Below are 8,914 nucleotides of genomic sequence, written 5' to 3' on the forward strand. Positions count from 1 at the left end.
GCCACGGCGTCGTCGTCCGTAGGCTGGAGCCGGGCGGACGCCGCCGCCCCGCGCCTCCCGCCCCGCCACGACGACAGGGGAAGCTCCCGTGACCACCGACTCCGGCCTCGAGCTGCAGCACGTCCATCCCGGCGTCCGTCCCCAGGACGACCTGTACCGCCACGTCAACGGCGGCTGGATCGAGGCGCACGAGCTGCCGGAGGACCGCGCGTTCGACGGCGCCTCCGCGATCCTCACCGACCGCAACACGCAGCGGGTGCACGAGATCGTGCAGGAGGCCCCCGCCGGATCGCGGATGGGCGCGCTCTACCGCTCCTTCCTGGACGAGGAGGAGATCGAGCGCCGCGGCCGGGCCGCCCTGGACCCGGACCTCGCGGTGCTCGACGCCGCCCGGGGCAAGGACGGGCTCGCGCGCGCCTCGGCCGCCCTGCACCGCACGGGCGTGGACGGACCGCTGTCCTTCTTCGTGGAGAACGACTCCCGGGACTCCTCCCGCTACTCGTTCTTCCTGCGCCAGGACGGGCTCTCCCTGCCCACGGACAGCTACTACACCGACCCGCTGCACGCACCGCTGCGCACGGCGTTCACCGCCCACGTGGCGGCGATGCTCGAGCTGGCGGGCCTGCCGGCGCGCTGGGGCGTGCCCGCGGTGGAGGCCGCCGCGACCGTGCTCGCCATGGAGGCGCAGCTCGCCGCCGCCCACTGGGACACCGTCGCCGCGCGGGACGTCGAGGAGATGTACAACCCCGTGGACGTGCCCGGCCTGGAGGCCATGGCCCCCGGCTTCCCGTGGCGGGCGTGGCTCGAGGGCACCGCCCCGGGCCGCGGCGCGGAGCCCTTCGACCGGATCATCGTGCGCCAGCCCTCGTTCGTGACGGCGCTGGGCCGGCTGTGGCAGGAGTGGTCCGAGGCGCAGATCCGGATCTGGCAGTCGTGGCGGATCGTGTCCAGGCGCGCCCCGTTCCTGCCCCGGCCGTTCGTCGAGGAGAACTTCCGCTTCTACAGCACCGCGCTGTCCGGGATCACCCGTCCCCGCGAGCGCTGGAGGCGGGCCGAGTTCCTGGTCACCCGGATCCTGGGCGACGACGTGGCGCGCGAGTACGTGGCCCGCTGGTTCCCGCCGGCGCACAAGGCCCGGGTGGAGCAGCTCGTGGCGCACCTGCTGGCCGCCTACCGGGAGCGGATCTCCCGGCTGGAGTGGATGTCGGAGGCCACCCGGGTGCGCGCCCTGGAGAAGCTGTCCACGTTCACGGTCGAGGTCGGCTATCCCGAGACCTGGCGGGACTACTCCTCGCTGGAGCCGGACCCCGCGGACCTGCTCGGCAACGTGCGGGCGGGGCTGGCGCTGGAGCACGACCGCACGGTCGGGAAGATGGGCACCCCCGTGGACCGCGGCGAGTGGTTCCTCTATCCGCACTGGGTCAACGCCTACTTCCACCCCGTGCTCAACGAGGTGGTCTTCCCCGCGGGGATCCTGCAGCCGCCGTTCTTCGACATCGACGCCGACGACGCCGTGTGCTACGGCGCGATCGGCTCCGTCATCGGCCACGAGATCGGTCACGGCTTCGACGACCAGGGCGCCAAGTACGACGCCCGGGGTCACCTGGAGAACTGGTGGACCGACGAGGACCGGGCGGAGTTCGCCCGGCGCACCGCCGCGCTGGTCGCCCAGTACGACGGCTGCACGCCGCGCGGGCTGGACCCGGCCCGGCACCGTGTGAGCGGCGCCTTCACGGTGGGCGAGAACATCGGGGACCTGGGCGGGCTGGAGATCGCCCTGGTGGCCTACCGGATGTCCCTGGCCGAGCGGGGACTGGACCAGGACACCGCGCCGGTGCTCGACGGACTGACCGGCGCGGAGCGCTTCTTCTACGCCTACGCGGCGCTGTGGCGCTCGACCGCCCGGGAGCAGGAGCTGGTCAACCGGCTGGCCACGGACCCGCACGCCCCGGACGAGTTCCGCTGCAACCGGGTGGTGCAGAACATGTTCGCGTTCCACGACACCTTCGGCACCGGCCCCGGGGACGCCCTGTGGCTGCCCCCGGAGGACCGCGTCAACATCTGGTGACCTGCCCCGCCCCTGCCGCGGGACGGCACGTGCGGGGTCAGCCGGGCAGCGGCGGGGTGCGCGGGGGTGCGGTGCGGCGGGTGCCGGTGGCCTCGAAGGCCGCGGCCAGGCGCAGCAGGGCGGTGTCGTCCCAGGCACGGCCGGCGAGGGTGAGGCCCACGGGCATCCCGGTGTCGGCCATCGTGCCCATCGGCACGGTGACGGTGGGGATGCCCAGGTGCCGGGGCACGAGGTTGCCGTTGGCCACCCACACGCCGTTGCGCCAGGCCGCCTCCGCGGAGGTCTCGTCGACGTCGGCGTCGGCGGGACCGACGTCGGCGACCGACGGGAACACCACCGCGTCCAGGCCCAGGGCGTCCATCCACTGCTCCAGGTCGATCCGGCGGGTCTGCTCCAGACCGGCCAGCCCCTCGGCCAGGTGCGGGATCTCGGTCAGGACGGGCACCCCGTGGGCGCGCACGAATTCCGGGTAGTCGGCGATGTCGTCGTCGAAGCCGTCGTAGCGGTCCGGAAGGGCGCCGGACGGGTGCGGGAAGATCCGGGACCCGTCCACCTCGGCGAGGTCGTGCAGGGCGGGGTCCCCGTTGGCGTCGAGGAAGTCGTGCCAGGCCCATGCCGAGAGGTCCTCGATCTCCCGGTGCAGGTATTCCGGGCTCACCAGTCCCCGGGTCGCGATCGTGGGGGCGCCGGGCCGGTCCCCCTCGTAGTGGGACACGACCGGGAAGTCGACCTCGACCACCTCGGCGCCGGCGGCCTCGAGGTCGCGGCGGGCGGCCTCCCACAGCGCGATCACCGAGGGGCGGGTCTCGATCCGCCGCCCGGTCGGACCGCCGACGCCGGGGTGGGCGGCGGTGCCGGCCTCGGGGTCGGCGTTGACGTACATCCGCGGCACCCCCAGGCGGGTGCCGGTCAGGACCCCGGCGGCCGCGGCGGCGTCGGGCACCGCGAGGGCCGGGTAGGACTCGGGGCGCACGGTGGAGGCGGCCGGGATCTCGATCCAGGGCTGGACCCGCCAGAAGTCGCCGCGGGTCTCGGGGTCGTCGGCGACGACCACGTCGAGGACCTCGAGCAGGTCGGCCATGGTGCGGGTGTGCGGGACGACGACGTCCATGGTCGGCACCAGCGGCCAGTTCCCGCGCACCGAGATCACCCCGCGGGAGGGGGTGTAGGCGCACAGGGCGTTGTTGGAGGCCGGGGCCCGGCCCGAGGACCAGGTCTCCTCGGCCAGCCCGAACGCCGCGAAGCTCGCCGCCGTGGCGGTGCCGGAGCCGTTGGAGGAGCCGGAGGCGAAGGCCGCGGTGAGGTAGGCGCCGTTGTAGGGGCTCTCGGCCCGGCCGTAGAGACCGCGCTGCATGCCGCCGTTGGCCATCGGGGGCATGTTGGTCAGCCCGAGCAGCACCGCCCCGCCCGCGCGCAGCCGGCCGATCGTGAACGCGTCGTCCTGGGCCACGAGGTGCTCGAACGCCGGCGAGCCGGCGGCCACGGTGAGGCCCCGGGCCCGGTAGCTGTCCTTGGCGGTGTAGGGGATCCCGTCCAGCGGCCCCAGCGTCTCCCCCCGGGCCCGGCGGGCGTCGGAGGCGCGGGCCTCGGCCAGGGCCTCGGGGTTGTCCACGACCACGGCGTTGAGGCCCGGCCCGCCCCGGTCGTAGGCGGCGATGCGGGCCAGGTAGGCGGTGACCAGCTCCTCGCTGGTCGTCCGGCCGGACTCCAGCGCGGCGCGCAGCCCGGCGATGTCGGCCTCGACGACGTCGAACCCGGTGCCGCTCCCGGTGCCGGCCACGGCACGGGGCGCCCCGTCGGAGCGGTGGCCGGGCCGGCTGTCCAGATCGCTGCCGAACGCGCTCATCGGATGCCCTCCTGGTCCGTGGCAGGCCGGCGGGCGGCCGGCTGCTGCTGGGTGATGCAGTGGATGCCGCCGCCGAAGGCGAAGATGTCGCGGGCGTCGACCAGCTCGACGGTCCGCCCCGGATAGGCCTCGGCGAGGATCTGCGCGGCGACGGCGTCGTGCGGGTCGTCGAAGGCGCACAGCACGACCACGCCGTTGGCGACGTAGTGGTTGATGTAGGAGAAGTCCACGAACCCGTCCCCGGCGTCCAGCACCGTGGGGGCGGGGACGTCGACGATCCGCAGCCGGCGTCCGCGGGCGTCGACGGCGTCCTCCAGCACCGCACGGATCTGCCGGGACACCGCGAAATCGGGATGGGCCGGGTCGTCCTGGCGGTGCACCAGGACGGTGCCGGGCCCGGCGAAGGCGGCGACGATGTCCACGTGGCCGCGGGTGCCGAACTCGTCGTAGTCCCGGGTGAGCCCCCGAGGCAGCCAGATCGCCGTCGTGGTGCCCAGCCGGGCGTGGATCTCGGCCTCCACCTGCTCCCGGTTCACCCCCGGGTTGCGCCCGGGATCCAGCTGCACCGTCTCGGTGAGCAGGACGGTGCCCTCCCCGTCGACGTGGAACCCGCCGCCCTCGTTCACCAGGGTGCTGGGCCGCACGTCCGCACCGGCCTGCGCGGCGACGAAGCGGCCCAGGTGCCGGTCGTGGCCCCAGGAGGCCCACTCCTGGGCGCCCCAGCCGTTGAACACCCAGTCCACGGCCACCACCTCCCCGGCGGCGTCGTGGGCGAAGGTGGGGCCGGAGTCGCGCAGCCAGGCGTCGTCGAGCGGTGCCTCGACCACGTCGACCCGCTCCCCCAGCGCGGTGCGGGCGACGTCCGCGTCGGCGGGGGCCGCCACCACGGTGACGGGTTCGTGGCGGGCGATCGTCCGGGCGACGGCCGCCCAGGCGCGCCGGGCGCGGGCGAGGCTCTCGCTGCCGGCGGGGCCGAAGGTGTCGTTGGGGGTCGGGAAGGCCATCCAGGTGCGTTCGTGGGGAGCCCACTCGGCGGGCATCACGGTGGTCTCCGTGCCGGTGCGCGCGCTGGGGGTGGTCGTCGGTGTCGTGCCGGCAGGGTGCATGGTCGGTGCTCCTCGGTTCGTGCTGCGGACAGGGGTCGGGGACGTCACGGCGTGACCCCCGTGACGTCCGCGTGGAAGCGGACACGGCCGCCGACCACGGTCAGCCGCGCACGGTTGGTCATCAGCTGGGCCGGTCCGGCGGCGAAGGGGTCGGTGTCCAGGACGGTGAAGTCGGCGAGGTGGCCGGCGCGGATCCGGCCCTCCCGGTCCTCGGCCCGGCACGAGAAGGCGGCGTCCCGCGTGACGTGGCACAGGGCGTCGGCCAGGTCCACGGCGTAGCGGGGCAGGTTGGGCGGCAGGGACGGGTCCAGCGCCGACCTCCGGGTCGTGGCGACGTACAGGTTGGGCAGCGGCTGGTGGGGCGCAGTGGGCGCGTCGGTGCTCATGGCCAGCGTGGCGCCGGCGTCGCGGAACTCGGTCCACGGGTAGGCGCGGTCGACACGGTCGTCGTCCAGCACGGCGCGCCAGTGCTGCTGGATCGCCGGGTCGGCGTGGACGGGCTGCACCGAGGCGACCACGCCCAGCGCGGCCAGGCGGCGCACGTTGCTCTCGGTGACCGTCTCGAGGTGCTCGATCCGGTGGCGGCGGTCCCGGGGGCCGTTGACGCGGTGGGCCTCCTCGAGGGCGTCCAGGGCGATGTCCGAGGCCTCGTCGCCGATGGCGTGCAGGGCGATCTGGAGTCCTGCGGCGTCGGCGGCGACCACCACGGGGATCAGCGACTCCCGGTCCCAGATGGGCCCGCACACGCTGCCGTCCGCGTAGGGCTCCTTCATCGCCGCGGTGCAGCTGTCGATCACCCCGTCCACGATGATCTTGATCCCGCAGATCCGCAGCCATGCACCGGAGAGCTCCTCGGCGAGCTCGCGGGCCCGTGCGACCTGGGCGAGGTTCTCGGCCTCTGCGCCCCGGCGTTCCACCAGCCAGTGCCCCTTGACCCGCAGCGGGAGCGTCCCTCCGTGCCGGGACAGGGCCCGGCGGAAGGCGTCGAGGTCGCCGTCCTGGACGGCCATGTCCACCGCCCCGGTGACCCCGACGGCGAGGTAGTGCCCGAACGCCGACTCCAGCTGGGCGTCGCGCTCGGCGTCGGTGGTCGCCCGGGCCAGGGCCGGCCACACGATCTGCTGGGCCGCCGTCTCCAGGAGGACGCCGTCGGCCGCTCCGGTGGCAGGATCGCGGCCGATCCGCCCGCCGATCGGGTCCGGGGTCCTGTCGTCGATGCCGAGCTCCTCCAGTGCGGCGGTGTTCACCCACACCGAGTGCAGGTCGTTGGCGTCCAGGTAGACGGGGCGGTCCGGCACGGCCTCGTCGAGCATCCGCCGGTCCGGGGCCGCCCCGCCCAGGGCGCTGTGGAGCCACCCTGCCCCGAGGATCCTGGGTGCTCCGGGGTCGTCCTCCACCGCCCGGCGCAGCCGCCGCTGGATCTCGGCGAGGTCCGCGGCGTCGCGCAGCGCGACCTTCTGCAGGGACTGGCCGGTCATGAGCAGGTGGGTGTGGGCGTCGATGATCCCGGGGAGGACGAAGCCACCGCCCAGGTCGACCTCGGCGGCACCGGGTCCGGCGGCCTCCCGCGCGGACACCTCGCTGCCGACGTGGCGGAAGCGGTCGCCCTCGACGACGAAGGCGCCGGCGCCGGCGCCGTCGGCGGTGAAGACGGTGGCGTGGGTGTAGAGGGTGCGTGCGGGCACGGTGCTGCTCTCTGCTCGGAGGGTCGGAGATCGGAGATCGGGGGACATCAGACGATCGCCGCCTGGGGGAATCCGGTCCCGGGCACCTGCCGGGCGGCGGCCTCGGTGCGGACGGAGACGCGGGAGACGGCGAGGAAGGGGATCAGCAGGGCGAACGTCATCCCGGCCAGCACCACGCCCAGGGCGGTGTAGCCGGCGGCCGCCGAGACGGCGGTCCCGAAGACGGGGGCGAAGGCGGAGCCGACGAGGTAGATCCCGAGCAGGGGCGCCGACCACCTGCCGGAGGCGTCGAGGGCCGCGGCGACGGCCACGACGTAGACGAAGGCCGCCGCGTAGAGGGTGTTCCACGCGATCACGACGACCATGTACCAGCCCGGGTCCGTGACGGTGCCGGCCAGGAGCTTCAGCGCCCCTCCGGCCACGAGCACCACGGCCAGCGGCACCGTCCGCCCCAGGCGGGGACCGAGGAGGCCCACCGCGGCGGTGGCGAGCAGCCCGCCCAGGGTGGAGAGGCTGAGCACCAGCCCCATCCCGGTCTCGTCGAGGCGGGCCTGCTCGGCGCCCATCGTGGCGGCGACCGCCCACAGGGAGTCCTCGCTCAACGCCCAGAGGGCGAAGCACAGCAGCAGGCCGAGGCCCGCGGACGTCGTCGTGCGCGCGGGCCCGCCGGTCCGGACGGAGGAGAAGGAGGTGGAGGAGGAGCCGTCGGCCGGTGGGGCGACCGGTGCCGGCCGTTCGGGCAGCCACCCCGTGGTGAGGAGAGCGGCCAGGGCCAGTCCGGCGAGCAGGCCGAAGGCGCTGCCCGTGCCCGCCCCCAGCAGGGGGATCGCGAGGAGGACCACCGACACGACACCGCGGTTGACGAAGCCGTTGATCCCGGACGCGCGGTCGGGGTCGCGCAGCGCACCCAGCGCCGCCCCACCGGCCGACACGGCCCCACCGGCGCCCAGTCCGCCGAGCACCACCCCGGCGACGACCACCGGCACGGAGGGCGCGAGCGCCGCCGCGCCGAAGCCCAGCGCGGTCAGCAGCAGCCCGGCACGGGCCACGACGTAGCGCCCGCCACGGGCCGTCCAGCGGGAGGTGGCCAGGCAGGAGGCCGCACAGGCCAGCAGGGAGGCGGTCATCAGGGTCCCCGCCGCGGTGACGGAGAGCCCGGGTCCCCCGGTGAGCGCCACGATCATCACCGGGACGAGATTGGCGGTCATGAACCCCACCACGCTGATGCCGAAGACGGACACGGCGCGGGTCGCGGTCAGCGGCACACGGCCGGAGACCGGGGACTCGGTGCTGTTCTCGGACATGGTCTTCCCCTCGTGCGCAGGATGTGAGTGCCACCACATAAAATGAAAGGCTTTCATTAGTATGGGGTGGCCGGCCGTGCGCCACAAGAGTCTGGTGAAAGGCTTTCAGTAAATTTCCCGGGCGGCCCTCGCCCGCACTCCGGCGACGAACACGTCCAGCCCGAAGTCGAAGGCCGCCTCCGCGCGCTCCTCGACGGAGCCGAGACCCTCGATGGCCCGGCTCAGGGCGGGGAACCGGCCCTCCGGCGGGGCCCAGACGACCTCCGGCGCCGTCAGGTCGAGCGCGGACCCCAGGGCCAGGTAGTCGATCGCGGAGACCGCCGGGACGACGGCCTCCCGCGCGAGCCCGGCCCGCTCCAGGACGACGGCCATGTCCTCGTAGATCCCGATCACCCCGAGGTCCTGGACGGTCTGCGTGATGAGGTGGGGGACCAGGCGGGGGTGGGCGACCATGCAGTCGCGATAGGCCCGCACGAGCGCTCGCAGCGCCTCCTCCCACGACAGCTTCTCGTGGTCCACCCGAGCAGGGGCGCCGAAGACCCGGCCGCGCATCAGTTCGACGATGTGCTCGCGGTTGTCGATGTGGTTGTACAGCGCCGACTGGCTGACCCCCAGGCGGCGGGCGACCTTGGGGAAGCTGAAGTCCCCCGTCTCGTCCACGAGCGCGAGTGCGGCGGTGACGATGGCGTCGACCGACAGGAGCGGTGAGCGTGGACGTGCCATGGCGAACTCCTCGGACGGTGCGGATGCTGTCGAATCTATCGAGGATCCGCCCGGGCGGGACGCACCGCGGCGTCCACGACGGACGGGCCGGTGGCCGGGGCACCTGCCCCGGGCACGGGCCCCGGAGGACACGGCCCGCCCGCCGCAGCACGCGAGAGTAACCGCCTCCAGGGCGAGCATCT

Annotated in this window: 6 protein-coding genes; 1 reads left to right on the plus strand and 5 read right to left on the minus strand. The window is 74.3% G+C overall.

The features are described 5' to 3' along the window. Nucleotides 1-88: 88 nt before the first annotated feature. Nucleotides 89-2,068 carry a M13 family metallopeptidase gene (locus tag ACFU0Y_RS15335; protein WP_380215389.1) on the plus strand — a complete coding sequence of 660 codons (1,980 nt, stop codon included), beginning with the start codon at nucleotides 89-91 and terminating at the stop codon, nucleotides 2,066-2,068. Nucleotides 2,069-2,105: 37 nt separating this feature from the next. Here ACFU0Y_RS15335 and ACFU0Y_RS15340 read toward each other — a convergent pair whose 3' ends face one another. The 5 genes from ACFU0Y_RS15340 to ACFU0Y_RS15360 form a co-directional block, all read right to left on the minus strand. Further along, nucleotides 2,106-3,914 carry an amidase gene (locus tag ACFU0Y_RS15340; protein ID WP_380215390.1) on the minus strand — a complete coding sequence of 603 codons (1,809 nt, stop codon included), beginning with the start codon at nucleotides 3,912-3,914 and terminating at the stop codon, nucleotides 2,106-2,108. Beyond that, complete coding sequence (locus ACFU0Y_RS15345) at nucleotides 3,911-5,020, minus strand: agmatine/peptidylarginine deiminase (RefSeq protein WP_380215391.1); 1,110 nt, start codon at nucleotides 5,018-5,020, stop codon at nucleotides 3,911-3,913. The genes ACFU0Y_RS15340 and ACFU0Y_RS15345 overlap by 4 nt, the downstream gene beginning before the upstream one ends. A gap of 44 nt (nucleotides 5,021-5,064) precedes the next feature. After that, nucleotides 5,065-6,705 carry an amidohydrolase gene (locus tag ACFU0Y_RS15350; protein ID WP_380215392.1) on the minus strand — a complete coding sequence of 547 codons (1,641 nt, stop codon included), beginning with the start codon at nucleotides 6,703-6,705 and terminating at the stop codon, nucleotides 5,065-5,067. A gap of 47 nt (nucleotides 6,706-6,752) precedes the next feature. After that, the gene (locus tag ACFU0Y_RS15355) at nucleotides 6,753-8,009 is read right to left on the minus strand and encodes an MFS transporter (RefSeq protein ID WP_380215393.1); all 1,257 of its coding nucleotides are present in this window, start codon (nucleotides 8,007-8,009) and stop codon (nucleotides 6,753-6,755) included. 105 nt (nucleotides 8,010-8,114) lie between these two features. Next, on the minus strand, nucleotides 8,115-8,732 hold the full coding sequence (locus ACFU0Y_RS15360) for a TetR/AcrR family transcriptional regulator C-terminal domain-containing protein (RefSeq protein WP_380215394.1): 618 nt from the start codon (nucleotides 8,730-8,732) through the stop codon (nucleotides 8,115-8,117). Nucleotides 8,733-8,914 lie beyond the last annotated feature (182 nt).

It is taken from the genome of Kocuria sp. NPDC057446, assembly GCF_042802875.1.
In the GTDB taxonomy this organism is placed as follows: domain Bacteria; phylum Actinomycetota; class Actinomycetes; order Actinomycetales; family Micrococcaceae; genus Kocuria.

Bases quoted from the DNA above. Each gene is read 5' to 3' on its own strand.
- ACFU0Y_RS15360 (WP_380215394.1), bottom strand. From the start codon at position 8,732: ATGGCACGTCCACGCTCACCGCTCCTGTCGGTCGACGCCATCGTCACC.
- ACFU0Y_RS15340 (WP_380215390.1), bottom strand. From the start codon at position 3,914: ATGAGCGCGTTCGGCAGCGATCTGGACAGCCGGCCCGGCCACCGCTCC.
- ACFU0Y_RS15345 (WP_380215391.1), bottom strand. From the start codon at position 5,020: ATGCACCCTGCCGGCACGACACCGACGACCACCCCCAGCGCGCGCACC.
- ACFU0Y_RS15355 (WP_380215393.1), bottom strand. From the start codon at position 8,009: ATGTCCGAGAACAGCACCGAGTCCCCGGTCTCCGGCCGTGTGCCGCTG.